32 protein-coding genes and 1 tRNA gene are annotated in these 25,816 nt (G+C 50.5%); 10 read left to right on the top strand and 23 right to left on the bottom strand.

The window, feature by feature from the left end:
* Positions 1–30: 30 nt before the first annotated feature.
* From argC to JYE49_RS07040, 3 genes are all read right to left on the bottom strand, one after another.
* Positions 31–954, bottom strand: a complete 924-nt coding sequence (gene argC / locus JYE49_RS07050; RefSeq protein WP_093958339.1) for an N-acetyl-gamma-glutamyl-phosphate reductase — start codon at positions 952–954, stop codon at positions 31–33.
* A 152-nt stretch (positions 955–1,106) separates the two neighbouring features.
* Positions 1,107–2,330 carry an argininosuccinate synthase gene (locus tag JYE49_RS07045; RefSeq protein ID WP_093958338.1) on the bottom strand — a complete coding sequence of 408 codons (1,224 nt, stop codon included), beginning with the start codon at positions 2,328–2,330 and terminating at the stop codon, positions 1,107–1,109.
* Between the two features lie 189 nt (positions 2,331–2,519).
* Positions 2,520–3,557 (bottom strand): leucine-rich repeat domain-containing protein, encoded by a 1,038-nt coding sequence (locus tag JYE49_RS07040; RefSeq protein ID WP_093958337.1) that lies wholly within the window; start codon positions 3,555–3,557, stop codon positions 2,520–2,522.
* A gap of 144 nt (positions 3,558–3,701) precedes the next feature.
* Between JYE49_RS07040 and JYE49_RS07035 the strand changes: the two genes are divergently transcribed.
* From JYE49_RS07035 to JYE49_RS07025, 3 genes are all read left to right on the top strand, one after another.
* Complete coding sequence (locus JYE49_RS07035; RefSeq protein ID WP_093958336.1) at positions 3,702–4,637, top strand: phosphodiester glycosidase family protein; 936 nt, start codon at positions 3,702–3,704, stop codon at positions 4,635–4,637.
* Positions 4,638–4,641: 4 nt separating this feature from the next.
* Complete coding sequence (locus JYE49_RS07030) at positions 4,642–5,616, top strand: prolipoprotein diacylglyceryl transferase family protein (protein ID WP_093958335.1); 975 nt, start codon at positions 4,642–4,644, stop codon at positions 5,614–5,616.
* Positions 5,617–5,680: 64 nt separating this feature from the next.
* Positions 5,681–5,757 (top strand) — tRNA-Val (locus tag JYE49_RS07025).
* 358 nt (positions 5,758–6,115) lie between these two features.
* On the opposite strand, the gene JYE49_RS07020 is transcribed toward JYE49_RS07025, so the two are convergent.
* Positions 6,116–6,529: a GNAT family N-acetyltransferase gene (locus JYE49_RS07020; protein ID WP_283399463.1), complete on the bottom strand. Its 414-nt coding sequence runs from the start codon at positions 6,527–6,529 to the stop codon at positions 6,116–6,118.
* 100 nt (positions 6,530–6,629) lie between these two features.
* Positions 6,630–7,316 carry a tetratricopeptide repeat protein gene (locus tag JYE49_RS07015; RefSeq protein ID WP_093958334.1) on the bottom strand — a complete coding sequence of 229 codons (687 nt, stop codon included), beginning with the start codon at positions 7,314–7,316 and terminating at the stop codon, positions 6,630–6,632.
* Between the two features lie 200 nt (positions 7,317–7,516).
* Here JYE49_RS07015 and JYE49_RS07010 point away from each other — a divergent pair, with 200 nt between their 5' ends.
* The 3 genes from JYE49_RS07010 to JYE49_RS07000 all read left to right on the top strand — a co-directional run bounded on the left by JYE49_RS07010 (position 7,517) and on the right by JYE49_RS07000 (position 9,450).
* Complete coding sequence (locus tag JYE49_RS07010; protein WP_093958333.1) at positions 7,517–8,206, top strand: HAD family hydrolase; 690 nt, start codon at positions 7,517–7,519, stop codon at positions 8,204–8,206.
* A gap of 157 nt (positions 8,207–8,363) precedes the next feature.
* On the top strand, positions 8,364–9,065 hold the full coding sequence (locus tag JYE49_RS07005; RefSeq protein ID WP_093958332.1) for a tyrosine-protein phosphatase: 702 nt from the start codon (positions 8,364–8,366) through the stop codon (positions 9,063–9,065).
* A gap of 19 nt (positions 9,066–9,084) precedes the next feature.
* The gene (locus tag JYE49_RS07000; protein ID WP_093958331.1) at positions 9,085–9,450 is read left to right on the top strand and encodes a YccF domain-containing protein; all 366 of its coding nucleotides are present in this window, start codon (positions 9,085–9,087) and stop codon (positions 9,448–9,450) included.
* Between the two features lie 54 nt (positions 9,451–9,504).
* On the opposite strand, the gene JYE49_RS06995 is transcribed toward JYE49_RS07000, so the two are convergent.
* The 16 genes from JYE49_RS06995 to JYE49_RS06920 all read right to left on the bottom strand — a co-directional run bounded on the left by JYE49_RS06995 (position 9,505) and on the right by JYE49_RS06920 (position 22,394).
* Positions 9,505–10,395, bottom strand: a complete 891-nt coding sequence (locus JYE49_RS06995; RefSeq protein ID WP_093958330.1) for a nucleoside hydrolase — start codon at positions 10,393–10,395, stop codon at positions 9,505–9,507.
* 26 nt (positions 10,396–10,421) lie between these two features.
* Positions 10,422–11,513 (bottom strand): hypothetical protein, encoded by a 1,092-nt coding sequence (locus JYE49_RS06990; RefSeq protein WP_304583317.1) that lies wholly within the window; start codon positions 11,511–11,513, stop codon positions 10,422–10,424.
* Positions 11,514–11,668: 155 nt separating this feature from the next.
* A complete protein-coding gene (locus JYE49_RS06985; protein WP_093958328.1) occupies positions 11,669–12,166 on the bottom strand; it encodes an NUDIX domain-containing protein in 498 nt (165 codons plus the stop codon).
* Positions 12,167–12,177: 11 nt separating this feature from the next.
* On the bottom strand, positions 12,178–12,657 hold the full coding sequence (locus tag JYE49_RS06980) for a GNAT family N-acetyltransferase (RefSeq protein ID WP_283399462.1): 480 nt from the start codon (positions 12,655–12,657) through the stop codon (positions 12,178–12,180).
* Entirely contained in the window at positions 12,654–13,235 is a 582-nt protein-coding gene (locus JYE49_RS06975) for a nucleoside/nucleotide kinase family protein (RefSeq protein ID WP_304583316.1), read from the bottom strand. Before JYE49_RS06975 ends, JYE49_RS06980 begins: the two co-directional genes overlap by 4 nt.
* On the bottom strand, positions 13,201–13,752 hold the full coding sequence (locus tag JYE49_RS06970; protein ID WP_093958327.1) for a CHAP domain-containing protein: 552 nt from the start codon (positions 13,750–13,752) through the stop codon (positions 13,201–13,203). Before JYE49_RS06970 ends, JYE49_RS06975 begins: the two co-directional genes overlap by 35 nt.
* Positions 13,752–14,192 carry a GNAT family N-acetyltransferase gene (locus tag JYE49_RS06965; protein ID WP_093958326.1) on the bottom strand — a complete coding sequence of 147 codons (441 nt, stop codon included), beginning with the start codon at positions 14,190–14,192 and terminating at the stop codon, positions 13,752–13,754. The genes JYE49_RS06970 and JYE49_RS06965 overlap by 1 nt, the downstream gene beginning before the upstream one ends.
* A gap of 12 nt (positions 14,193–14,204) precedes the next feature.
* Positions 14,205–15,005 carry a class I SAM-dependent methyltransferase gene (locus JYE49_RS06960; RefSeq protein WP_093958325.1) on the bottom strand — a complete coding sequence of 267 codons (801 nt, stop codon included), beginning with the start codon at positions 15,003–15,005 and terminating at the stop codon, positions 14,205–14,207.
* A 28-nt stretch (positions 15,006–15,033) separates the two neighbouring features.
* Complete coding sequence (locus tag JYE49_RS06955) at positions 15,034–15,684, bottom strand: class I SAM-dependent methyltransferase (RefSeq protein ID WP_093958324.1); 651 nt, start codon at positions 15,682–15,684, stop codon at positions 15,034–15,036.
* Between the two features lie 20 nt (positions 15,685–15,704).
* Positions 15,705–16,475: a class I SAM-dependent methyltransferase gene (locus JYE49_RS06950; protein WP_093958323.1), complete on the bottom strand. Its 771-nt coding sequence runs from the start codon at positions 16,473–16,475 to the stop codon at positions 15,705–15,707.
* Between the two features lie 28 nt (positions 16,476–16,503).
* Positions 16,504–17,259, bottom strand: coding sequence for a class I SAM-dependent methyltransferase (locus tag JYE49_RS06945; RefSeq protein ID WP_093958322.1), 756 nt, complete (start codon positions 17,257–17,259; stop codon positions 16,504–16,506).
* 69 nt (positions 17,260–17,328) lie between these two features.
* Positions 17,329–17,865 carry a GNAT family N-acetyltransferase gene (locus tag JYE49_RS06940; RefSeq protein ID WP_093958321.1) on the bottom strand — a complete coding sequence of 179 codons (537 nt, stop codon included), beginning with the start codon at positions 17,863–17,865 and terminating at the stop codon, positions 17,329–17,331.
* A 44-nt stretch (positions 17,866–17,909) separates the two neighbouring features.
* Positions 17,910–20,138 (bottom strand): HelD family protein, encoded by a 2,229-nt coding sequence (locus JYE49_RS06935; RefSeq protein WP_093958320.1) that lies wholly within the window; start codon positions 20,136–20,138, stop codon positions 17,910–17,912.
* Positions 20,139–20,327: 189 nt separating this feature from the next.
* Positions 20,328–20,903: a TIGR01440 family protein gene (locus JYE49_RS06930; protein WP_093958319.1), complete on the bottom strand. Its 576-nt coding sequence runs from the start codon at positions 20,901–20,903 to the stop codon at positions 20,328–20,330.
* A 66-nt stretch (positions 20,904–20,969) separates the two neighbouring features.
* Positions 20,970–21,962, bottom strand: a complete 993-nt coding sequence (locus tag JYE49_RS06925; RefSeq protein WP_093958318.1) for a phosphotransferase enzyme family protein — start codon at positions 21,960–21,962, stop codon at positions 20,970–20,972.
* Positions 21,963–21,968: 6 nt separating this feature from the next.
* On the bottom strand, positions 21,969–22,394 hold the full coding sequence (locus tag JYE49_RS06920; RefSeq protein ID WP_093958317.1) for an ASCH domain-containing protein: 426 nt from the start codon (positions 22,392–22,394) through the stop codon (positions 21,969–21,971).
* Positions 22,395–22,589: 195 nt separating this feature from the next.
* Between JYE49_RS06920 and JYE49_RS06915 the strand changes: the two genes are divergently transcribed.
* The 3 genes from JYE49_RS06915 to JYE49_RS06905 are packed head-to-tail and all read left to right on the top strand — an operon-like array spanning position 22,590 to position 23,990.
* Entirely contained in the window at positions 22,590–23,030 is a 441-nt protein-coding gene (locus tag JYE49_RS06915) for a MarR family winged helix-turn-helix transcriptional regulator (RefSeq protein ID WP_179217436.1), read from the top strand.
* Positions 23,027–23,479 carry a C-GCAxxG-C-C family protein gene (locus tag JYE49_RS06910; RefSeq protein WP_093958315.1) on the top strand — a complete coding sequence of 151 codons (453 nt, stop codon included), beginning with the start codon at positions 23,027–23,029 and terminating at the stop codon, positions 23,477–23,479. Before JYE49_RS06915 ends, JYE49_RS06910 begins: the two co-directional genes overlap by 4 nt.
* Positions 23,472–23,990 (top strand): GNAT family N-acetyltransferase, encoded by a 519-nt coding sequence (locus JYE49_RS06905; RefSeq protein WP_093958314.1) that lies wholly within the window; start codon positions 23,472–23,474, stop codon positions 23,988–23,990. The genes JYE49_RS06910 and JYE49_RS06905 overlap by 8 nt, the downstream gene beginning before the upstream one ends.
* A gap of 72 nt (positions 23,991–24,062) precedes the next feature.
* On the opposite strand, the gene JYE49_RS06900 is transcribed toward JYE49_RS06905, so the two are convergent.
* Positions 24,063–24,644 carry a flavin reductase family protein gene (locus JYE49_RS06900; RefSeq protein WP_093958313.1) on the bottom strand — a complete coding sequence of 194 codons (582 nt, stop codon included), beginning with the start codon at positions 24,642–24,644 and terminating at the stop codon, positions 24,063–24,065.
* Between the two features lie 18 nt (positions 24,645–24,662).
* A complete protein-coding gene (locus JYE49_RS06895; protein ID WP_093958312.1) occupies positions 24,663–25,124 on the bottom strand; it encodes a MarR family transcriptional regulator in 462 nt (153 codons plus the stop codon).
* A gap of 193 nt (positions 25,125–25,317) precedes the next feature.
* On the opposite strand from JYE49_RS06895, the gene JYE49_RS06890 reads away from it, so the two are divergent.
* Complete coding sequence (locus JYE49_RS06890; RefSeq protein WP_093958311.1) at positions 25,318–25,764, top strand: GNAT family N-acetyltransferase; 447 nt, start codon at positions 25,318–25,320, stop codon at positions 25,762–25,764.
* Positions 25,765–25,816: the final 52 nt, after the last annotated feature.

Below are 25,816 nucleotides of genomic sequence, written 5' to 3'. Positions count from 1 at the left end.
TGAGTTTGATGCTGCCGGGTTTATACCGGCTTAAACCACCAATCCTTCGGCTTCATCAAGGCCAAGGGCGATGTTCATGTTCTGGATAGCCGCACCTGAGGCCCCTTTGCCCAGGTTGTCAAAGCGGGAAACCAGAAGGATACGTTCTTCATTGCCGTAAACAGAGACCTGCAGGTCGTCCCGGCCGGCAAAGGCACCGGCGGACAGGAAGCTGCTTTCATCCGGTGTTTCCGCAAAGCGGATCAGGCCCTTCTGATAATATGTCTTATAAACTTCACGGATTTCATCAGGTGTAGCGGAGGTTTCCGCGGGCGTCAGGGGTACTGTGACTTCCATGCCGGCGTAGTACGGCGCCACAATGGGGCTGAATACCGGAGCGTGATCCAGACCGCAGAGCTTGGCCATTTCCGGAAGATGCTTGTGCATCTGGGTGAGGCCGTACTGCCTGGGTGCATGATACAGGGGATCCACGTTTTCCGCTTCATACTCCGCGATCATTTTCTTTCCGCCGCCGGAATATCCGGTAAGGGAGAAGCTGGAAAGACGGACATCCTTTTTCAGAAGACCGGCGGAGACCAGCGGAGCAACCAGGGAGATGAACCCGGTGGCATGGCAGCCGGGGTTGGCGATACGTTTTGCTGTTTTCAGCTTCTCCCGCAGGCCGGTCAGTTCCGGCATGCCGTAAATCCAGTCCTCCGATACCCTGTGGGCGGTGGAGGTGTCGATGATGACAGCATCCGGACTGGTCACGAAGGAGGCGGCTTCTATTGCTGCTGCATCCGGCAGGCAGAGGAAGGAAACTGCGGCACTGTTCAGTGCATCCGCCCGGGCGGTGGGATCCTTGCGGGTCTCTTCCGGCAGGATAATCAGTTCAATATCCTTCCGGGCGGAAAGCCGTTCCCGGATCCGCAGGCCGGTGGTGCCGGCGCTTCCGTCAATAAATACCTTAATCATAGTGTCCTTTCAGGACAATTCATAATTCATAATTCATAATTCATAATTATGATTACTATGACTGACAAACTGTCCAATTCAATTGAGATATCTGCTGATGATATGAAACCATCCCGCCGGTGGGGGCGGGAATGGTATAAAAACGGTTTTGCTTATTTTTTGTTGGCGGCGTCCACCAGAGCCTGAACCTTGGTGGGAAGACCGAACAGGGTGATGAAGCCAGCAGAATCCTTCTGGTCATAATCGCTGGCACCGAAGGTGGCGATATCTTCAGAATACAGGGAGTAATCACTCCAGACACCGGCCTTGATGATGTTGCCCTTGTAGAGCTTGAGCTTCACTTTACCGGTAACCTTCTCCTGGGTCTTGTCCACGAAGGCGGACAGTGCTTCCCGCAGGGGAGAGAACCACAGGCCGTTGTAAACCAGCTCGGCGAAGGTGATGGACAGCTTCTGCTTCTCGTGCATGGTGAGCTTGTCCAGGCAGATGGACTCGAGGGTCTCATGAGCCTTGTAGAGGATCGTTCCGCCAGGAGTCTCATAGACGCCGCGGCACTTCATGCCGACCAGCCGGTTCTCGACGATGTCGATGATGCCGATGCCGTTGGCGCCGCCCAGCTCATTCAGCTTCAGGATGATGTTCTTGGCGGACATCTTCTCGCCATCCAGAGCAACCGGAATGCCCTTTTCAAAATCGATGGTCACATAAGTGGGAGCATCGGGGGCATCGATGGGAGAAACACCCATTTCCAGGAAGCCGGGCTTTTCGTACAGCGGCTCGTTGCCGGTGTCTTCCAGATCCATGCCTTCATGGCTCAGGTGCCAGAGGTTCTTATCCTTGGAGTAGTTGGTTTCCCGGTTGATCTTCAGCGGGATGTTGTGCGCTTCGGCGTAGTCGATTTCCTCATCCCGGGACTGGATGCTCCACTCACGCCAGGGGGCGATGATGGGCATGTCGGGTGCGAAGTGCTTCACAGCCAGCTCGAACCGGACCTGGTCATTGCCCTTGCCTGTGCAGCCATGGCAGATGGCGTCAGCGCCTTCCTTCTTGGCGATTTCCACCAGACCCTTGGCGATGCAGGGCCGCGCGTGGCTGGTGCCCAGCAGGTAGTCTTCATAGACAGCGCCGGCTTTCATGGTGGGGATGATGTAGTCATCCACATATTCTTCAGTCAGGTCCAGCACGTACAGCTTGCTGGCACCGGTCTTGATGGCCTTTTCTTCCAGACCGTCCAGTTCGGTACCCTGGCCGACGTCGCCGGAGACGGCGATGATTTCAGGATCGTTGTAGTTCTCCTTCAGCCACGGGATGATGATGGATGTATCGAGACCGCCGGAGTAGGCGAGGACGACTTTCTTGATGTCAGCTTTATTCATTGGGGTGACCTCCTTCTGCATGATTATGCAGGCAATATACACCCCTTAAAACCGGATGTCAAGAGGAAAACAATAGAAAATCATAACATTTTTAAAGAAACATATAAAATGAATATATGCATAATGTTATGCATAAACAGTACAAATAATGAATAGAAATGAAAAAGCCCGGCAATGCCGGGCGAGGTGTCAGTCTTCGGGCCAGGGTTCGTCAAAGGGTACCCATATTTTATGCCTGAAGCATCTACGGAAGCGATAGAAGCGATCGTGCTCACGCCATTTGTGTGAAATGGCGGAACCCTTGACGGTGAAATCAGCGGTGCAGTTGGGGTGAAGTTCCTTGAAACGGGTTTGTTCTGATTCTGGAAGCTTCTTCAGCCCGTTTGCCCAGAACCGATCCAGGGAAGTGACTTCATCCAGAGGGGACAGGTCCGTCACCCAGGTGGAGGAGACGTTCAGATCCAGCATTTCCTTACAGTTGGCCAGGGGAGACAGATCAGAAACGTGGGTGTTATGCACTTCCAGGTACTTCAGGTGGGAAAGCTTCCCGACTTCAGTCAGGTCATCAACATGATCGTTGTTGGAGATGATCAGCAGCTCCAAGTCCGGGAAGAAGCGGAGGAAGCTCAGGTCTGTGAAGGAGTTATGTCCCACATCCAGGGCTTTCAGGCCGGGAATATACTGTAGCAGTTCCAGATCTGAGGATTTCAGACGGGTGCCATAATCCGTGTGATTCAGCGTGCTGTAGGCGGTAGCGTTGGTAGGACAGTAGTGTTCTCCGCGGAGATGAACAATCCATTCAAAATGAATTTCAGGATGCTCTTCCATCAGGGGAATGAAAGTGTCATTGGAGGGCAGCTTGTTGGTGGAGTTGTCCACGGACTTCACATTCGGGCAAAGGGCCAGCAGCAGACGGAAAGTATTATCATTCAGATCCTTCTTTGCTTTGGTCAGATCCAGTGCTTCACTTTCATCCGAGAAGGTGACGCCGTTCCATTTACAGGTAAAATGGAACACAGCGCCTTCCGGCAGCGCGTTGCGGATATCCGTGAGCTGCTGCGGGTTCCAGCCGACATTTGTGGCAACGGCCTCCATGGGCTGGTTGTTTTTGACATATTTCAGTGCCTTGCTGTAGTTGGACGGCAGATCATCGGCATAAGCGGAACAGGCAGCGGCCAGCAACAGGAAGAGCAAACAGAAAGACAGGATGCAGAGTCGTTTTTTCATCCTGAAACCTCCTTTGAAAGGAATGAAATTATTATCATAAAAGAAGGAATCCATGTCAAGCCGATTGCTTCAAGAAGCTTGCGTGGAATGCCTTCCTATGATATAAATAACTTTGTATGAAAAGTCTGGGAGGAGTTATCTGAAATGCGTTCAGAAAAGCGTTTTCTTCTTGTGCTGGCGGTCGTTGTACTGACCTTCTGTATGCTTGGTTCCGCCATGGCGGAAATCAAGCCGATTCCGCAGGATATGCTGGAACATGGCACAGCACCGAAAGCGGAGGGCTGGATCGAGCCGAACAAGGAATATGAGGACGAGTCTATTCATGCAGTACTGAATCAGAGAAAGAATTATGATTCCAAGTCCAGCGACGGCGGCACCACCATCAGCTGGGTTGTGATCGAGATCAAGGATCCTTCTCAGATCCGTACGGCACTGAGCTTTGACAGCTTCGATATCAAGAAGGGCGCACAGCCTGAGGAGATCGTTCCTTATCTCAACGCGGTGGTTGCTTTCAATGACGACTATGTCAAGATGAACAACTTCAAGGGCTATGTTATGCGCCAGGGGGAACTGCTCCTGAATAACCTGGACGACTGGGAAGAAGGCATGAAACAGGACGTACTGGTTGTTGATGACCAGGGCGATCTGTCTGTGGTTCAGAAAGCGACTTCCGCCGATATGGATGCTTTCCTGGCAAAACTGGAAGCAGACGGAAAAAAGGCTGTTAACATCTTCACCTTTGGACCTGCTCTGGTGATTGACGGCGTCGCCCAGAAAATTGAGAGGAATACGAGCACGCATTCCCTGAACCTGGCGACAGCAAGGACGGCATTCTGCCAGCTGGATACGCTGAAGTACGCGGTATTTACCGTGGATTCCGCCAAGACCGGATACGGCATGAATGGCCAGGAGCTGGCGGATTTCATCGTCAAAACGTTTCCGGAATGCAAGGTGGCCTATAACCTGGACGGAGGTGGAACTTCCGAACTCTGGCTGGGACAGAAAAAGGTCAATAAGGCGATCGGCATGCGGGAAATCCCGGGCATGATCTATTTCGCTTCTGCGGCATCGGGGGATTGACATAATGGATACCTTTGCTCTGGTTATTACAGGGGCGGCGGTGCTTGCATTGGCACTGATGCTTCTGCAAAAGAAGAAGACCGGAATTCGGGCCGGCACAGCTTTTATTTTCGGAGCGCTTGCGTTTCCGCTGTGCGTCCTGATTGGCCGGGCGGCTTTCTTCCTTTGTTCTATTGAATGGATCAAAAACAGCGAACTGTCCTTCTGGGATTTTATCAGCAGCGGATACAGCTATATGCTCTATGGCGCTGTGCTCGGCGGTTTCGCCGCAGTATTCCTTACCGCAAAGATCACCGGTCAGTCCTTTGGAAAGATTGCGGACGCGGCAGCGGCTCCGGCGGCACTGCTGATTATTGCCGGACGGTTTGCAGAATATCTGATTGGCGCGGGTTATGGTACAGGCGTAAAGACATGGTTCGATCCCGAGGGAGAGTGGAGCATGATCGCCTGGGAAGAACCGGACGCGATCTGCCGTTTCCCCTTTGCAGTCAAGAATTACTATGGCGCCTGGCGTTTTTCCATCAACCTGTGGGAAGGCCTGGCAGCCATTGTGTTCCTGATCGTGCTTCTGAGAATGAAAAAACGGAAGACCGGCGGAGCATGCTCCCTTCTGCTCCTGATGTATGCTTCCTGCCAGATTCTCTTTGAATCCATGCGGAAGGACGAAGTAATCATCTGGGGATTTGTGAAGGCCAATCAGCTGATCAGTGCGATCCTGGTGCTGGGCATTCTGGTCTTCTGCTGGCTGAAGCAGCCGAAGGAACAACGGAACGTGAAGGAACTGTGCATCCGTATTGCAATGCTGCTGATCTTTGCCGGAATTATTATGCTTCTGGAATTCGCGCTCGATCAGAAGATCAATTTCCTGCTCTGGATGCGTGTGGACCTGAACTATCTTGTGATGGCTGCCTGCTGCCTCGGAATGCTTCTGACCGTTCTGCCGCAATGGCGCAAGGCCTGGCCGAAAGAAGAAGCATAAAACTCCAGAAAAAGTCCTTGCAAATATTTTTCAGCTATGCTATAATCCCTTTCGCTGACCGTTTGGGATTATAGCTCAGTTGGTTAGAGCACCACGTTGACATCGTGGGGGTCATAGGTTCGAGTCCTACTAATCCCACCAAAGCGAAAAAGGCCATCCGAAAGGATTGGCCTTTTTGCTTTGTTTGAAATAGTCGAACCTTGACGCTAGGGGGCTCCACGATCGTGGGGGCAAACGAGAGAAGCGTCAGCCCAGTGGGCTGTCCGACAGAGTCGGAAGCGACTCGAGTTTGTTAGCGCGAAAGTGAGCACAGAGTCCGCTCCAAGGATTCTGTGCGACCATTGAGCGAACGGAACATAGGTTCGAGTCCTACTAATCCCACCAAGCAAAAAACAGATCCATCAAGGATCTGTTTTTTCTTTATCTAATTCTGTTCACATACATTGTTATGGAACATAACAGCTATTGATGACTGCCGGCTTGTCAATCTTCCGCGTATTTAAATCCTCTTCAGGTAGAAGTATTCCGAAAAGCCATCTTCCTCATTTGTATAATGACCGACCTGCTGGTACCCAAGGGCTTCGTAAAACTCTTTGCCTTGCCAGTCAAAGGTGTCCAGCCGAATCATATTTGCGCCCAGAACTTTTGCTCTTTTTTCCATTTCACGCATTAACAAGGAGCCATACCCTTTACGACGATATTCCTCCTTTACGAATACCGTGGAGACATACAGAATCCGGAACGCCGTCATCACAGCCGAAAGACCGGCAATCAGCTGATCGTTGTCACAAATGCCGATTTCAACGCTTCCATCCAGCCTGAATTTGATGAATGAGTAATCGTATTCGTCAAGCATGTCTTCGAGGGCTGTGCTTTGTTCTTCAGTCAAATCGATGATTTCAATTTCTTTCATCACTGTAGTCTTCCTTTTTCAAAGTGTTTTGTGAGTGTTTTTAACGTTATCGCTATCAGTTGTTTTGTTGACACATGATAAAGGTAATTTATCCCGTATATCAGATCCCTAGTTCTTTTTTCAATCGTGCGAGAAGTTCGCGCCTTTCACCCCATCTGAAGGCCCAGGGCGCTTTTTTTATCGTATTATAGTAAGCTCTTTGCAAAACACATAACGTGTCCAGCTGATTAAGAGCATACTGCTTGATGATAGTTTCCATCGGCCTGTACAGTTTACAGATCTGTAAAACAGCAGAATCATAATCCTGAGGAGATAGATTCTTTGATCGCTTCATATCAGTAAGAAGCAGATCAAAAAACTGAATGTCCTTTGCTACAATAATATGCAGTGCATCGGGGCGCTCTTTTTCTTCAAGATCATTATATATAAACTTTAAGGCTGTGAGGGTTCCATTAGATATGGTATTGATGGAATCAGAGTAATTGCCTGATATGAAATTAAGTGCATGGCAGTATGCATGGAAGAAGACGATTTCCCAGTTGTTGGGTGCCTCACGCAACGCCAGCTCATAGTACTTTTCACTTTCGGGATAATTGTTTTCCTTATAGAAACGTCTAGCCAGTGTTAAAAGGTTTTCTATATCGTCGGATTTATCGATTTTTACGGAGCCAATCAGTTTCATGGCTTCTTCCAGACTGTATTTTGTCTTGCAGTTCTGGCAGACGAAAACACCATCCTGTTTCATGATGTCATTGCTGCCGCAGAGTTCACATTTGATAGCCTGCATATTAGTTAATCCTTTCTATGGATGATATTTGAGAATGCTATACGCCGATTGTATATGCTTGCTTAACAGAAAGCAATAAGATAATTTGTTTATGATCGAGGCGGACATTAGAATCTGCTACCAGTGTCCATAATCGTTCCCGTTGGGACCATTGTGTTTGTACCGGATTATGCTAGAATGCCATCAGGAGGTGGTGACATTTGATCAAGGCTGTGGTTTTTGACATGTTCGAGACTCTGGTGACCCTTTTTACAGGCAGAACGTACTTTGGAGAAGATCTGGCCGCGGATGTTGGCGCAGATCTTTTTACGTTCAGGAAAGAATGGCACTCCATCGAAAAGGACAGAAGTACCGGTAAGTACACGATTGAAGAAGGACTTGAGATCGTCCTGAAAAGACTGGGAATTTATACGGAAGAAAAGGTGAAACTTGGCGCGACGAAACGACGTGAAGCCCTGGGCGATTCTTTCTCAGCCATTCCCGAGGATACATTCCGGATGCTGAAGGGACTAAAGGAGCGGGGGATCAAGATCGGCCTTATCACCAATACATTCTCGGATGAGCGGGATGTCATCCGGGAAAGCAAGCTGTTTCCATACTTTGACGCGGTGCTGATTTCCTTTGAGCAGGGAATCTGCAAGCCGGACCTCGCATTATATGAGAAAATGATAGGACTGCTGAATGTGAAGGCGGAAGAGTGCCTGTATGTGGGTGACGGCGGCTCCAGGGAACTGTATGCTGCCCGTGAAGCCGGAATGCATCCGGTACAGTGCACCTGGTTCCATGAAAGGGCGTATGAACCGCATATTCCATGTCCCATCCTGGATGAGTTTGAGCATGCGGAGCATCAGCTGGATATCCTGAAATATATAGATCAAATGGAAGACTGAAAAACTAACTTTTCGCTTTTTTACAAACAGTCCTGTCTTCAATGGCAGGACTGTTTTTTTGCCGGTTGGACAGGCATAGGCGCATATGATAAAATCCTATCCTGAAGCCCGGAAATCCGGGGTTCAGAAATGAGAAGGAAAAGGATTCAAACAGAGCATGATTTCAAACAAACGTGATCTTGGCGGCCTTAAAACAAAAGACGGCAAAACCATCCGTCCGGGAATGATCATCCGTTCAGCCCAGCTGGGAGAGGCGGAGGAATCTGACCTGAACGGTATTTCAACCATTATTGACCTGAGGACAATCGCGGAACGGGAAGAGAAGCCTGACCAGGCCTGCGGAAGGGAATACCTTCCGATTCCGATTTTTGAAAAAGTGAATGAAGGGATTGACGGCGTCAGTCATGAGGAAAAGAAGCAGCAGAGCCTGATTCCGGATATGGCGGTGCTGTACGGCATCCTGATGCGGGTGTATGCGGATTCCTTCCGGAAGGTAATGACAGCCATCCTGGAGCATGATTACGGTAGGGGAGCGGTTCTCTGGCACTGCACGGAAGGGAAGGATCGGTGCGGAATGACTACCGCGCTGATCCTGGAAGCGCTGGGCGTTGACCGGGATACAATCCTGGAGGATTATCTGAAGACCAATCTGATCAATATCCCCAAAGCAGAAGCAGTTCGCGAGAAACTGCTGGCGACCCACGGAGCGGAAATGGCAGAAAGCGCCTATCAGGCATACATCGCGGATGAACGGTATCTGCGTTCGGCCTGGGAAGAGATGGGCAATGACTACATTACCGGAAGACTGGGGATTCCGGAAGAAACTCTGGAAGCGTTCCGGAAAACGGTCCTTGAATGAAAGGATAAGAAAGATAAGTATGAAGACGATCGGAAATCTGTTGTGGTTTATCTTCGGTGGATTTGTCAGCGGGCTGCTCTGGCTGATTGCTGGACTGCTCTGCTGTGTGACGGTGATCGGTATTCCGCTGGGACGGCAGTGCTTCAAATTTGCCAGCCTGTCCTTCTGGCCGTTCGGAAAAGAAATTCTCTACGGCGGAGGAGCAGCCTCCACGCTGGCTAATGTGATCTGGCTTGTCTGCTGCGGTTTATGGATGGCTGTTTTTAACCTGATTGTCGGTTTCCTCTGGTGCTGCACGGTGATCGGGATTCCCTTCGGAAAACAGTTTTTCAAAATAGCCAAGCTGGCGCTGACGCCGTTTGGCGCAAAAATTATCCATCATTAATAATAATGGGCATTCCATTACGGAATGCCCATTTTATTATGCAACCTGTTATCTTTATTCAGCTTTTCCCGCTGTAAAGAGTTGCAGCTTCGCGAAGAAGTCCTCCAGGATATACCGGGAGTCAACGCTTTTATAGACACGGATGACAGGATTACCGGGCCTGGATGAGGAAGACGTGTCCTCCCCGACATGAGGCGCTTGGGTATAGACGTATTTACCGCATTCGGGATTCAGCGCAATGGCGATGGCGGGAGAATCTCCGAGGGACCAGGATTCGCCCTGGGTCCAGCCAGCGCGGGGAGAAAGATTGTAATCAATCATGTTCTCGTACAGATGCTTTCCGATCCGGCCGCAGGGGAGAACCTTCAGTTTCAGCTCTGCCAGACCTACGGTGATGGTGGTATAGACATCAGAGGGAACCAGCCACACATCCGCACCGCTTTCCAGCACATAATTGGCGGCGGTGACGTCATTGCCGGCATTGAATTCCCGGAAAGGCGCCGGTTTGTCCGATACGCCGTGGGTGCCGATCCAGATGATCCTGATCCGGTCCTTTATGGCGGGTTTCCGGTGCAGGGCTGCAGCCAGGTTTGTGATTGCACCCTGACAGAGAATATACAGGGGCTTCGGATCATCCTTCATGGCCTCGCTGATGATGAAGTCCGCCGCTTCAGAAACTGACTCCGGCCAGCCGACGACGTCGACAGGATCTTCTTCTCCCATGAAGACAGGAACCTTCAGATCCATAGCGTCCAGAATGGTCATAATCTCATCATAGCTCTTCTGAACGGAGCCTTTTTCATTGAAGTGTTCCGCCAGAATGCCTTTTACAATCAGTTTGGGGCTCAGAAGCGCCTGGACAATGGCAAAGGGATCGTCGGCCTCACAGGCCGCATCCGTATCGATTATGACCCGTATCTTTTTCTCATCCGGTATTCTGATCATCTGAATCGTCCTTTCATCCGGAGGACTTATTCTTCCTCCGGTTGGTTGCTGACCGGAAGATTATCCAGTACAGTCAGTGCATCAGCAAAGTGTTTGTAAAGTGTGTAGAAGCGGAATATACCGTACATTGGGCGTACTTCCCGGGCAACATCGCCAATGCCGGAAATCTGCTCTTTCAGGAAAGGTATATTTTTCTGCCTCAGGGCATCTTCCAGCATGTTACTTTGCAGTTCATACAGATCGATCAGGAAGCAAAGATCTTCCGGTTCCGGTGTACGACCGTCTTCTTTATTGCAATCTGTACATCTGTCACCCGAATAAAGACGTTTGCATCTCTGACAGTAGAGCAGATGACCGGGAAGTTCTTTGGGTTCCTGAATCTCTGATTCCTCAACCTGTTCAAGCTGCACAGGAGATTCGGCTTCTTGCGGCGTGTTTTGCTCCGGAAGATCAGAAGAATTGGCAGTTTCTTCAGGCTCTGTGAAAATATCTTCACCGTGGAATAAGGCCTGGAACTCTTCTTTCAGCTTAATTGTATCCTGTAAAGAAAGCCTGCCACAGTTATCTTCCTTTTTCAACCGGGCAAGAATTGCATCAATTTCCGGATATTCCTCTTCAAATTCATAGGAGTCCCAGATGTTACAGATTTTCCGGATTGTTTTCGCGTCTTCTATATCTTCCAGGAACAGATCTTCCTGCAAGGGCTTACCGGAGCTTCTTCTCTTCGTCAGCAGGGCAATCCGGGCATCCCGACCGATCGGGGTCTCATGAAGCAGATGCTTCCGGTTTTCTGCTTTCGAAGGTGCATCTTCTTCACCAGGCGCCCGGAAAACGTTAGCATGATAGCATTCTTCACACACATGGAGGGTTTTGGTTTTCCCGTGAACGGTTGTTACAACCGGAATGAGGGTGTCTGTCGGGATATCGCACAGTTCACATGTTTTTTCTGCTTCTTCAGGTGCACTTTCCGAAGCTTCCGTTTTACGATTCTTGTAACGGACATAGAGTACTCTGGCTACCGCAATGATAAGCCAGACCGCAACGCCAAAGATGGACAGAAAAGAGCAGAGTATGCCGAGCAGAACCAGATAAACGGCAGAGCTTTTCCAGTTTTTCAATACGACATTTTTCTCCGGTTCCCGGTTCCCGTGATTGGCATCATATGACATAAACGAAACACCCCTTTCGGCATACAATATACCAGAAGGGGTGTTTTGTTGTCATCACAGCGATGTAACAAATGTACATTTTATGCAAAGATTTGTTTTCACGGTCAGACAAACTGGCGGATCTGCTCTTCCAATGCTTTCAATGCCTTGTATTCCCGAAGATAGAGACCGCGTCTCATTTCATCCGTATCCGCATAGGAAGCGTGCTTTGAAAAGATATCAATGGCTTCCTCCAGGGACAGCCAGCAGGGAACCATGCCGACTTCCTTTTCCCGATCTGTCAGTTTAACTTCGGTTGTTCCGATGATCCTGCCGAAGAAGTACCGGCTGACACCCTTCCAGTCTTCATAGTATTCGTCCAATTCAAGCATACATTCCGAAGGTTCGACCAGGAACCCGGTTTCTTCCGCCACTTCCCGGGCACAGCATGCACGTTCATCTTCATCGCCTTCGAGTCCGCCGCCCGGAATCATATACTGCCCGGTTTTAGTTTCATAGGACAACAGGATTTTACCGTCCTGTACAATGATTCCGCGGCAGGCTGTGCGGCAGACGTCCCAGTGTCCAAAATAATTGTCTCCGATCGTTTCAAGCGTTATCATAATGCCTCCTGTTATTCACGGCTTTTTCCGTGCAGTACAAAAACCTGGTTGGGATAATTGAATTCCATTGTAAGTTCAGCTTCACAAAAGCCATATTTCCTGTACAAAGCGCGGGGTGCTGTTCCTTTTTCATCCTCTTCCCGGAAGGTGGATACCGTGATGTCCCGGCTTCGGTCCAGTTCTCCAAGGGCTGTTTCCAGAAGAATGGAGGCGATTCCGTTCCTGCGGTATTCAGGATGGACAGCCAGGCAGCAGATCATATTGCGGTTCCTGGAAAACAGCAGCACGCCGGCAATCCGGTTCCCATCCTTTACGCAAAGAGCCTGTTGTTTTCCAAAGAATTTCAGGACGGTATGACGATGTTCTTCCAGGGATTCTTCTGTTTCCAGACCGGGGAAATTATTCCTGACAAGACGGACAAGATCCATCCACTGATCTATATCAGCCGGTTCGCCGAACAAGCATTCAGAGGATATATTGTTTTTCATCATTTCTTATTGCCTCTGTTCATAATAATATCCAGCAATTCCATTGTGATATACTCCAGATCCTGCACCCCGTCAATGACATAATCAGATGACGGTTTGATATCCTTCAACATCTGCACATAAGCGATCCGGGCATAGTTCAGATAGACATTCATTTCTTCCCGTATTTCATCCGCGGAGGCATTCTTCATGTCCCGGAGTATCCTGCGCGCCATGGCGATATCTAGCGGAGTATCGATGAACACAGCGCAGTCAATATAATCCCTGATCAGGCTGTGCCTGTAGGCAAAGGGATAATCCAGCAGCAGATAATCATACTTACCGCAGCGGATAATCTTCTCGATATCCGCTTTCAGGGGAGAGAGATCCCATACGTTGTAATCAGCACCGTCCAGTACCCACTGATGGAAATCTTCGACTTCACCATCAAAGGAGTAGTCATCAAAATGCAGGGATGCGCATCGGGGGAGCTTTTTCTTCACTGTGTTGACTGCGGTGGTCTTGCCACCGGCTGTTACAGCGGAAACAGCAATGATCTTCATTGATTCAGATCCTTTCAGGCTGATGATACCGATATCCATCCGTAATTCTGATAAATGCCCTGATATGGCCGTCTATCGGACGCTCAACCACTTGTGAAATGTTGCCCTTGTTTCCTTCAGCTACAATGATTGTATTCCCAGGATTCCGCAGGACAATACCGATATGGTCATGCTCCTGATTGTTGAAGACCCGGTCATAAAGAACAATATCACCGGCTTCCGGCACAAAGGCATCCGTTCCTTTATGGTAACCGATCCGGTCATCGCCAATCGCCCACTCTTCCCAGGCAATACATCCCGCCAGATGGCAGGACCTGCATTCGTCCGGCCGGATGGGGAGATCAAACCCTGCTTCCTTGCAACAGTAGTACACGAAGGCTGCACACCATACGCCGTCTGCTTCCTGCAGGGTCCACCCGGGGAAAAACCGGATAAGGGGCTCAAGATTGGATTCCTTGCCTTCAATATACCCGTGAAAGGGAAGCAGGGCCTTTTCTTCCGCGACCTTTGCCAATGCTTTTCGGGTTGCCTTTTCCATCGCTGTTCTCACTTTCATTATTCCAGGTTCTTCCTGAACCAGAAGGAGGTTTTCTGAAAGCCCAGCCGTTCATAAAAGGCGTGGGCTTCTGTTCTCCTGATCCCTGAAGCCAGTCCGATATACGGCGCGCCTTCCTGAAGAGCCAGCTGTTCCACGCGGTCCATCAGCATTTTGCCGATACCCAGACGCCGGTATTCCGGAAGAACGCCCAGACCGTTCATTTTGATATACCCGCCCGGATGACCAATGGCGAGCACTTTCACAACGGTCACGAGCCCGACGACCTTTCCGTCTGTTTCCGCAATAAAAGTATGGTAATGATTATCCTGCGCCATTTGCGCATAGATTTCCGCAACGCTTTGCTCTGTGGCGTTATAAATATCCAGCACGTCACGCCAGATGGCGGAAACGGCCGCATAGTCGGATTCCTGTATGGGCCTGATTGTCACCTGCATCATGATGTCTCCTTTTTATGGTTTCCTGGCCAGCTGCAGATCAATCGTATCAAATATGGTGATGGCCCCGCCATGCCTGTTGATTGTTTCTTCTATGGCGTCAAAGAAGCGTTCCCGGATGCTTTCCTCGATCGTGATATGGTCTGAATAAGTTCCGATCAGCGCCCTGTATTCAGCAGCTGTCAGGATCCGCTGCCTGTAAAACAGGGCATACCGCGTGTCTGTAAACCCGTATTGATCGGCGATCTTTGCCCTTGCGGCTGCCTGCTCTTCCGTATACTCAGAAGGCGTCCTCGGCTGCTTTCCGTAATAGGGATAATAGTATTCGGCATAGGCACGCTGTATTTCCGCGAGCAGTTCCGGATTATCCTTTGCCTGATAGGGATGATTGGCAAACCGGGCAAAAGCTCCTCCCGACTTCAGTATCCGGAAAACCTTTGGATATCCGATTTCCTCCGGAACCCAATGGAAGGCGGAGGCAGAGTACACGAGATCAAAAGCATCTTCCGGCAGGACTGCATCTTCAAATTTGCCGGTAATCACTGAAAAGAGGGGGTAATCACGAAACTTTTCCCTGCATACCTGCGCCAGCTGATCACCGTATTCCACCGCCGTCAGCGCACAGCCGGTTTTCAGGACAGGCAGTGAAGCCTGGCCCGCGCCGATACCAATTTCCACCGATGCACAGGAGGCGTTCAGCGGAGCATAGGCAAACAATGCCTGATACAGTTCATCCGGGTAACCGGGACGCATCTTATCATAGGTTCCGGATACGGTGTTGAATGTCCATCCTTTTCCCTGGTTCGCCGATTCCATTTTACAGCCTCCTCTTCATCATATTCATTTACAGCTTTTTACATAAGCAGTGGAGGATTGTTCCGTCCTCCGGTTTGTAGATCTTTCCTTTTTCGCAGAGGACAACCTCCAGGCCTGCCTGTACCGCAAAGCGAGTCAGATCAGATGCCTCAAAAGTTTCCCAGTACATTTCCGTATCGGCATAGGGGTAGAACTTCCGGCCATTGAGGCAGTTGGGATAATACGCCTGAAGAAAATGCAGATCATGTCCGGAGAAACTGAAGAGACCGTCTTTCCTGAGGACTCTTTTGCATTCCGCCAGGAATTCCTGTTTATACTCATCTCCGTACAGCAGCCCGAAGGTCTGGGCCCATATTATAACCACATCAAACGATGCATCCGGAAAGGCCAGGGTTTTCCCGTCATAATCGAAAAAGGGGATAGAATACCCTTTTTCAGCAGATAACTGCTTAACCTGGGAGATAACTTCCTTTGAGATATCTATTCCGACAACGTCAAAACCCATTTCCGCCAGGGCGAAAGCTTCACGTCCCAGACCGCAGCCGATATCCAGGATCCTGGCACCGGCAGGAAAACAGCGGATCACAGTCCGTTCCCATTCCTTCAGCGCGGGATTCCACTGCTGCATTTCATCCACATTCTTTTTATCTTCATACCATTGCGTGACAAGGTTGCTCATTGTTCATCCTTTCCAAGGCTTCAGCCTTCCTTCGGTTTTCGGGCCAGGTACAGGATATAGGTATCATTGAATACGATTTTGTTTCCGGCTTCCAGAACAGCTTCCCTCAGGCCGCTGAAGAATTTAGTTTTATAAGGTTCCGGAATCACGATGGAAGTGCAGTGGGTTCCGCTGTATAAAGCAAATTCATCCGCGGTAAAGACGCGCTGCCCATGAAAATCCCGCCGTTCAAAATTCACATAACCATAATTGGAAGCGTTGGTGTAGCTGAAGGGAGCACGCATCTCATTATAGGTTGCTTCCGGTTTGAAGTATTTGGCGTAGACTTCCTGGATCCGGTTATAAAGCGTTTCGTTCGGGGTCTTGTAATCATCGCTGGTCAGCATCATGGCCAGGGTTCCGCCCGGCTTCAGCAGGTCAAAGGTCTTTGAAAAGGCGACTGCTTCCGGGATCCACTGGATGGTCGCGGCGGAATAAATCATATCGAACTTCTGATCGCCGTAATCATGGGTGATGAAATCATCATTCACAATATGGAAGTTAGGCCGGTTTCCGTATTTTTCCTTCATCTTTGCGTAAAGATGTTCACCCAGTTCAATCGCGTGATAATCGCAGCCGGTTTCCAGAATCGGATCGGTTGCCTGGCCTGTCCCGGGACCGATCTCAAGCACTGATACACCCGGCCCGATTCCTGCGTAGTCAATCAGGTCAGCAAAGAGTTCAGCACTGTACCGGGGCCTGTATTTGTCGAACTGTTCCGGGATTTGATCAAACACTTTCCTGTATTCCATCGTCAGGTTTCCTCCTTTTCTGTGACGATCAGTTTTTGATCGCAATCGCGGTGAATTCGCCCGGCAGGCTGTCGTTTTCCCAGGCGGGATGTTCATCCAGCTGTTTCAGGCAGAACCCGCACCGGATGATGGAATTGATGATCTCGCTCATGGTATACCGGCGGTAGCTGCATTTGGGCATCTGGCTCCGGATCTCTTCCGGGAAGAAACGGGCATGGGCCATTTCCCCCTCATAGACATCCGTTGAGAAATAGCTCATGGTGGGGCGCCCAAGGTTCAGGCTGTCCAGGATCTTGGTAAAAGGATGGAAATCGCTGCAGATCATTTTTCCGCCCGGCTTCAGAATGGAGTACATCATTTTCATAAACTCATCGATCGTATGGAAATAATGCAGGATTCCGCCCTCCATGAAGACGATGTCGAAATAACCGGCATACTTTTCCAGATCAATCTCCAGAATGTCGCAAACCTCATAATTCAGAGGAACATTTGCTGCCTGCGCTGTTTCCATGGCATAGCGTTTGTTCTCTTCGGAGATGTCGAAAACTGTCACGTCAGCTCCGAGCAGCGCCAGGGGAACGGCTTTTTTTCCGCAGGACCCGCAGATGTTGGCAATCCGGACGCCTTTATAGCTGTCGAAGTACTGTGCGTATTTTCTCAGCATCTTTTCCGGATCCGCGGCATCTTCCTTTGCCCGTTCTGCCGGGGTTCCGGAATTTTTGACCCAGAAATCATAGGCGTTGTATTCCCATGCTTTCTTGTGCTGCTTTGTGTACTCTTTCATTCCGGTTCACTCCTTTATTCTGTTTTTATACTCCATTTGTCAGAAAGGAAATTAACAGGGAGACTGGAATCAGTCGGCTGAACTGTTCTGTTGCAGCTTTTCCCATTCCTCCCGGGTTATCGCATAGGCATAAGAGATCGTATTCTTCGGATCCGGATATTCCTTGACCTTCTTCATCCCGTTGGCCAGAGCAGTGGACCAGGAACCGATGTTTGTGTACTTCATGTAGGAGTAGAAGATATCGTACTGTGTGTTACGGAACCCCCAGTCCCGGACAGCCCGGGCGGCTTCTTTTGCAAAACCACGCCGCCAGTACTTTTTATGGATATGATACCCGATTTCCGGCAGGATTTCACCATCAATATTCTGGAGGGTAATACCGCAGTCTCCGATAAACTCACCGGTTTCCTTCAGGACAACTGCCCAGAGACCGAATCCGTATTTCTCATAGTTATCCAGATTCCAGGTGATCCAGTTTCGGGTTTTCTCCTCATCAAAGGGTGCCGGATAGTGCTGCATGGTTTCGGGATCCGACAGGATCTCGTAGAGGGCGGGAAAGTCGTCGAGAGTATAAGGTCTCAATAATAGTCGTTCTGTTTCAATCATAGTCGGTCTCCTTTAATTCACAATTCATAATTCATAATTCATAATTATATGTCTTTGGACTCGGAAGGGAAGCAGTGTGAGGAGGGGAGCATGGGTGAGGGATCGCCTTTGTGCCAGATGGCCAGGCGGTGCAGGGGACGGGTCATCATGACGTACAGGATCCGGCAAAGGAATTCATCCTCCGGGAAGTTTTCCGCGGAGGCATCGCAGATACCTACACAGTCGAACTCCATGCCCTTGACAATGCTGGCCGGAAGGATCATGACGCCGCCCCGGTATTCGGAATCCGTTTCTGAAAGCAGGTGGGCATCCAGTTCCTGACCGATCTGTTTATACAGCTTCTTTGCCTGCTCCGCTGTTTTTTCGATCAGGGCGATACTGTGGTATCCCTCCTGCCGCCAGGCCTGCACCTGTTCCCGGATCCGGGAAAGACGTTCTTTATCGCTGTCAGCCTGGATGATCTTCGGCTTTTCGCCGTGCCGCAGCACGGGTTTTGTTTCACAGATGCCGGGGATGGGATAACGGGCGGAAACGGTCTGCGCCAGATTCATGATCTCGACGGTGTTCCGGTAGCTGACGGTCAGCTGCTTCAGGTCCGCCTTGTTCTCAAAGACCGGCTCCTTCCATTCTTCCCAGCTGCGGATTCCCTCATCCGCCCGGATACCCTGGTATAGGTCACCGACCAGGGTGAAGGTTGCCGCGGGATTAGCCTGTTTCAGCAGCTCAATCTGGAAGGGGGAGAAGTCCTGGCATTCATCGATGACGATATGCTTCATCTGCTTTGTCTTCAGTCCGTAGAGGGCTTTGCAGATCATCACCAGCATCGGCAGGTCCTCCTGCCGCAGGGTACCGTCTTCCGGAAGCAGTTCCTCACCGGGATAGCATTCCTCGAGGAAGTTTTTGTAAAGCCCTGTCAGGTCCGGCAGCGGGAATTTATCCCGGTATTTGCCGAGGTATTCCTCAGCCCGGGCGTCGATTTCCTTATAGCGTTGGTCCCGGATCGTATACAGATCCTTGATCTTCTGCTGCCGCAAGGTGCTTTCCCGCATATTGGCCTTGATCTTCAAGACCATCTGTTCCGCACTGGTATTATACCGGTCCTTCAGCAGGGTAACGGCGGACTGTACTCTCTTGCGGATGATCTTTTTCAGCTCACTGATCCTCTGCTCCAGCGGGAAGTAGCGCAGATCGCGCAGGAACACGGTTTCAAGCTCTTCGTGCTCCATGAGGGGAACGCCGGCCATTTTAAAGCCTTTGTCCGGCAGAATGGCAGTCTGTAATTGATCTAGGTAGCTCTCCAGTTTCTTCATCATGGCCAGGGAACCTTTAAGACGTAGAATCCGTCCGGCTTTTTCCCGCTCTGCCTCTGAGAGGGTCAGATTCTTTTCCAGCCGGCTTTCCCGCTGCAGTTTCGGCATCCGGCGGCCCATGCCTTCCCGGCACCAGCCTTCGAAGGTGGTTTGTACGACCCGTTCGACACCCAGATCAGGAAGAACCTGAGAGATATAGGAGAGGAACAGCGGGTTGGGCGCCAGGATCATCATGTTTTCAGGTTTCAGTGTTTTCTGATAAGTATAGAGCAGGTAAGCAATCCGGTGCAAAGCGATGGTGGTTTTTCCGCTTCCCGCGGCGCCCTGTACCAGCAGGTGTGCGGCGAGGGGATGACGGATGACGATGTTCTGCTCCGCCTGTATGGTGGTGACAATTTCCCGCAGTCTGTCCGTGGAAATGCTGCCCAGAACCTCCTGCAGATAGGTTTCCTGGGAAACAATGCCGCTGTCGAACAGACTGATAAGTTCCCGCTCCCGGACGGTCAGCATCCGCTTCAGGGTCAGCTCGCCCTCCACGTGTCCGTCCGGCGCCTCATAGTCCATTTTTCCGATCTGGCCGGAGTAATACAGGTTCGCAACGGGGGAGCGCCAGTCCACCACAACCGGAGTCAGCGCAGCCGGATCCAGAACGCCCCAGCGTCCCAGATACCAGGTTTCCGGAGAGCTGCCGGCGGGAGTGAAATCCAGCCGGGCAAAGTAAGCCTGCCCGGCGGCCATGGTCAGCTGACGCAGCCGGTCCAGCTTGGCCTTGAACAGCTGCAGGTATACCTCCTCCTGATCGTCCGGTACAATGTTTGCATGAACATCCATTTCCTCACCGGCTTTTGCCCCAGTGAGGGCTTCCACTTCCCTGATTTCCCGGTCAATGGTGTCCCGAGCCTGCTGAAGATGAAGATACTCTTCCTTCGCAGATGGATGTTCGGGTAATGTGACAGATTCCATAATCGTCCTTTCCCGGCAAAAATATAAAAGCCTCTGCCGTATTTTTTCTACGCAGAGGCTTACGGATTCTATGTCCTGCAAGCGTGTGGAAGTGCATGATAACAGAACAAATCCGGGTTTGTCAAGAACGAATGACACTTTTTTTGCATATTTTACATTTATTACAAAACAACAATGCTGTAAGGGCTTTTACGGGGTTTCCTCTGATTCCGGGATATATCTGGCTCGTTCACCGCCGACCAGCAGAGGACGGGTGCGGGCTGCGGAAATCCGGGCTTCCCCAACCTGTGAAATGCTGAGCCGAACAGGTACGGCAACACGACGGAGATGCATTCCGATCAGGGTCTGGCCAATATCAAGACCGGCATCCGCCTGAATGGCCAGGACTGCCACAGGGTCTTTGAAACGCTTCCAGGCCGCAGTGGCCAGAGAACCTCCGGCCTTGATCCGGGGAACGACCCATACAATTTCATAACCATAGCGCTCCGCCGTTTCCCTTTCCATGATCAGGGAACGGTTCAGATGCTCACAGCACTGGAATGCAGGCGCCACACCGGCATCACCGCATACCTTCATCACGGCTTCCACCACGGCTTCACCGTATTCATAGGTGGAATTGTGACCGATGGTGCCGCCGGCTATTTCGCTGGAGCTGCCGCCGATAACCAGCAGCTTTACCGGATTGAAATGGGGACGGTTTTCCTGGAGCAGGGCTGTAACAGCCTGTTCTGTCTGGGCATATACCAGTTCAGCAGTGATATTCATAGCTGTTCGATCCTTTCCTGATCTTGGTGAGTTTATACTTTATTGCATAACGCGATTTCAGCTCTGTCATATCCGGTCCAGCAGATTACGGATCTGATCTTCTTTTTCCCGGATATACCGGATGCGATTGATGGTGTTCCGGACCTCCGAGACGCCCATGGCCTGTTCTTCTTCGTCCTGGCACTGTCCCAAAGCCCTGGTGATATTATACTCCAGCCATTCAATCCAGGTATAGGCCAGACCCACTACACTTCCGTAATTCCTGAAGCCGTTATCCCAGGTTTCCAGGTATCCGTCAAAGAAGGCTTTTGTATTCGCCAGATCCAGAGTGCAGGTCGTGATGCCGGACCACTGCAGGGACAGCTGCAGAACGTGGGACACAGGGTTGCCGTAATCCAGGCATTCCAGATCAATCATCACCGGTTTGCCTTTATCCCACATGACATTCTTGGGATCCATATCCTCATTGGTAATGCATTCAATAGCAGGCAGTGCCAGCCGGGCGGCGTTCAATGCTTCCTGCGCGTCGTTCAGCAGCTGTTCGTTCTCCTTCAGCAGGGGAGTGATGATGATGTTCTGCCTGTCCGCCTCCGCAATGTATTCCGCCCAGTTGATGGTACTGAGTTCCGGAATGACAGGTGCCGTATACCTGGACTGCAGGGCGTGGATGCGGGCCTGAATGATTCCGGCCTGACGGCACTGATCCGGTGTGATGTTGTTCCAGTCCGTGATGCTGCCGTTCTGCCAGCGGAAGACATAGAAATACTCATTGGCCACTTTCTGCATCTTTTGTCCATTGAGTGTCAAGGCAGCTACTACCGGGATTCCGGCATCCTCGATGATCTGTTCCAGCGTTTCCGCTTTCCGGTAATTATCCATGACATTCGGCCGTTTCATGATCTCCGGATTCAGATGCTTTACAGCATAGGAACGTTCCGGGGTATTCACCCGGTACATTCTGTGCATATAGCCGCCGGAGACAGGCGTAACAGGCGGCAGGATTTGTCCGAGACCGGCTGCTTCAAACAGCCTGGCAATAGTTTTTTCGATATCCATCATAATTCATCAGCCGGTATAAACGACTTCAAACTCCTCACAGACGAGTTTCATATCCTCGTCAAATTCAAGATCCGCTTCTTTCAGTTCTTCTGTGAAAAACCTTTTATGCACCTCACGCCAGTATGCCAGGGACCGGTCTCCTTCGCCTTCTTTGAATGCATGTTCCGCAGTCACCTGGCTGAAAGGCGTGACATATACTTTGGTTGTCCTGGTGATACAGACAGCCTGTTCATTGGAGTCCAGGATGATGTTGTATGCGCCTGCTTCCGGCAGGTCTTCCTTTTCCAGCTCGTAAAAGCAGTATGCGGAGCAGGTGGCGGTCTTGATTCCGTCCTTTACAAGCCGAGCCAGGGTGTCCGCATCATCCCCGAAAGACCAGGCGTCATATTCACCGGTTAATCCGGATTGATTCCACATTTCTTCTGCTGTCATTGTTGATTTCTCCTGATGTTTTTCATAAGGTTCCGCGCGGGCGAAACCAGCAATCATCATAGCATGAATACAGGGAAAAAGCGAGGGAACAGCAGACAGATGTATTCTTCTGTCTGTGCGATTAGTTGCAAAACAAAACAGTTGACAAAATCAACTAAAAGGGTTATTCTCTGTCGCATAAAGGAGGCGGGAAGAATGAATCAGGTGAAACAGCTGCGGGAATATACCAGGGAACTGGAATGTCATCTGGCAAACATGAATCAATCAGACTGCTGCCAGTGCGGTGTGAATACGTCACAGTGCTTCCTGCTGGTAGAAATCGGCCGAAAACCCGGCATCTGTGTCAAGGAGCTGGCTGAGGCTCTGCGGCTGGACAAAAGCGGCATCAGCCGAAGCGTGGAGGAACTGGTTCAGAAAGGTTATGTGAACCGGGAACCGTCGAGTGAAGACAGACGGAGCGTTGTGCTGTCCCTGACAGACAGCGGCAGGGAGCGGTTTGACAGGATTGAGAACGACATGGATATGAAGTTCCGGAAGGTTCTGTCCGGTATTGAAACGGAAAAGCGGGAACAGGTTCTGGAGGCGCTGAGACTCTATAACGAAGCCTGCAGGAAAGCGGAGTGCAAATGCGAATGATACATCAGGAAAAAGCAGTTGAGTATTTCAACAGGGGGTTTCACTGCTCACAGGCCGTTCTGGCTGCCTATGCGGATCAGTGCGGCCTGACAGAGGAAAAGGCGCTGAAGCTGGGCGCCTGTTTCGGAAGCGGAATGAGAAAAGGTGAGGTATGCGGTGCCTGTACCGGTGCGCTGATGGTGCTGGGTATCTTATACGGATACGATGACCCGGAAAATCAAAAAAGCAAGCAGACAGCGGACGAAGTGAACGACAGGATGATGGACGGATTTGCCCAAGCCTGCGGATCCTGCCTTTGTAAGGAAATCCTGGGGTATGATATATCCAAACCGGAAGAGAAACAGCAGGCCCGGGAAAAGAACCTGTTCAGGGAAGTATGCCCGCAGATGGTGAAGAACGCGGTCAATGTACTGGAAGATATTATCAGGGAGAGACGAGAAAATGGATAACAAACTGACAATCCGGGACGTCCGGACAGAAGACGCGGAAAGACTTGTTGAGATTTATGCCCATTACGTTCAGAATACGGCAGTTTCCTTTGAATACGAAGTGCCGACTGTGGAAGAATTCGCAAACAGAATACAGAAGATCAGCGCAAAGTATCCTTATGTGGTCTGCCTGGATCAGGATAAAGTGATCGGCTATGCGTATGCCGGCCGGTACAGCCCCAGGGAAGCCTATAACTGGACGGTAACCACCTCCATTTATATTGACAAGGATCATCACCGGAAGGGCGCCGGCACTTTACTCTATGCTGCACTGGAAGAAAAACTGCGGGAGAGGGGAATTGTCAATCTGCTGGCCGGAATTGCATATGTGGAAGAAGAGGATGAATACCTGACGCATGACAGTGTGTATTTCCATCAAAAGATGGGATATGCCCAGGTGGCCCGGATGATGACCGTCGGCAAGAAATATGACAGATGGTATGACCTGCTCTGGCTGCAGAAAAAGCTGTAGAGCAGCAAAAACCATGCAAAAACCCGGTTGGGGAGAAAGATTCCCAACCGGGTTTGTTTTATCGGTATATATTTACTTTTTGCCGGAGAACCGGGCCATAGGTTCACCCCATGCACCGAGGTCTGTTCCTTTCCAGCTGAAGTAGCGGCTGCAGGTGGTTTTGACAGGCGCAATCGCATTCAGCTTATCCAGGGAAGTACCCTTACCGTTCGCCAGCGTTTCATCCTGCAGTACGTTGCGGATGCTGCACAGCATGATCTCGCCGTCATCCTGCTGAATAAAGTCCTTGACTTCCAGTTCAAAGACAACGGGGGAAACTGCCAGAACCGGTACTGGCAGTACGCTGCCTTTTTCAATTTCTATATCCAGGTTCATTTTTTCCGGGTTATGTCCGTCTGTGCATCCCAGATAATCCGCCAGGGGGAGCATTTCTTCCGTAACCAGATTGGCTGAAAACACCTTCTGCCGGTGAATGTTATCCTTTGTCAGCTTGCTGCCGCCGATGCAGGCCATCACACCCAGTTGCGTGTCCCAGGTGTAGCTGAACCAGCAGAAAAGGCCGAAATCGGCTTTGCCGTTTTCATCATAGGTTCCGTAGAGGAAAAGCGTCTGGGGACAGTAATCGTTCGTAGGAGATAAACTGATTTTACTCATGGTTGTTTCCTTTCTGAGTCATTCGCTCAAGGGAGATTTGTCATTTCTGTCTGCTTCGCGTACGTTGTCCAGCACCCGGAGCAACATGCTTTCAAAGGAGGTGATCTCTTCGTCCTCAAACCCCCGGAAGTAGATGCCGGTCATCTCTTCCGACACAGCAGCATACTGTTCCTTGCACTGCTGTGCTTTCGGACCGAGGAAGATCCGAACCACACGCCGGTCTTCCGTGGAACGGATGCGCTTTACCAGACCGGCATTTTCCATCCGGTCCAGCATGCTTGTCAGCGTACTGTTGGCCAATCCAGTCCGCTGGCCGATCTCATGCGCGGAAAGACCGTCCTGCTGCCAGAGCGCGTCCAGGATTTTTCCCTGCGGGCCGTTAAAGGTATCCGCACCGGAAGCATCCAGCAGCTTTTCAAATACACGGCCGCCGATCAGGCGGATCTGGGCGATATAATCACCGCTGCGTGATATTCTCATGGTTATCCTCCTTCCATGTAGAATATTACTATATAGAAATAATATCGTCAAGTCCTTTCTGAAAAAGAGAGATAAACTTTTGAAAAAGCCATTGACCCGAACACGGTGTCGCGGTTTACAGTGATTCCAGCGGAGAGAATTGAACGCTGTGATCCTCCGGCCGGAAGCATAAGAAAGGGAAAAGGTGAATGGTATGAGTCTCGAATTCAGGAAAGCAGGCACGTCAGACGTGCCGGTGCTGAACAGCCTGTCCAAACAGGCATTTGACACGGACGTTGAAGTCGGTGGCACTTCGACAGGAGGGCCTCCTGGATATATGTCTGTTCCGTTTCATATGAAGATGGCGAGGACAGGCCATCTGTATAAGCTTACGGAAAACGGCCTGATTATTGGCGGAGCTCTTCTGTTTCAGGATGGGGAGGAGCTGAATGTCGGCAGGATATTTATCAATCCGGAACACTTCCGTAAGGGATATGGGATCCGGATGATGGAAGCCATTGAGGATATGTTCACTAACGTGAAGGTATTCACGCTGGATACGCCTGTATGGAACATCCGAACCAATGCTTTTTATACAAAGCTGGGCTATACGGAAGTGAGGCGCGACGGAGACTTTATCTATTATGCCAAACAGCGGTAATCTGAAAGAATATGAAAGAAGACCCGGATCATGATAATGAACCGGGTCTTTC

The organism is Aristaeella hokkaidonensis (genome assembly GCF_018128945.1).
Taxonomy (GTDB): domain Bacteria; phylum Bacillota; class Clostridia; order Christensenellales; family Aristaeellaceae; genus Aristaeella; species Aristaeella hokkaidonensis.
This window is presented reverse-complemented; position numbering and strand designations above follow the sequence as displayed.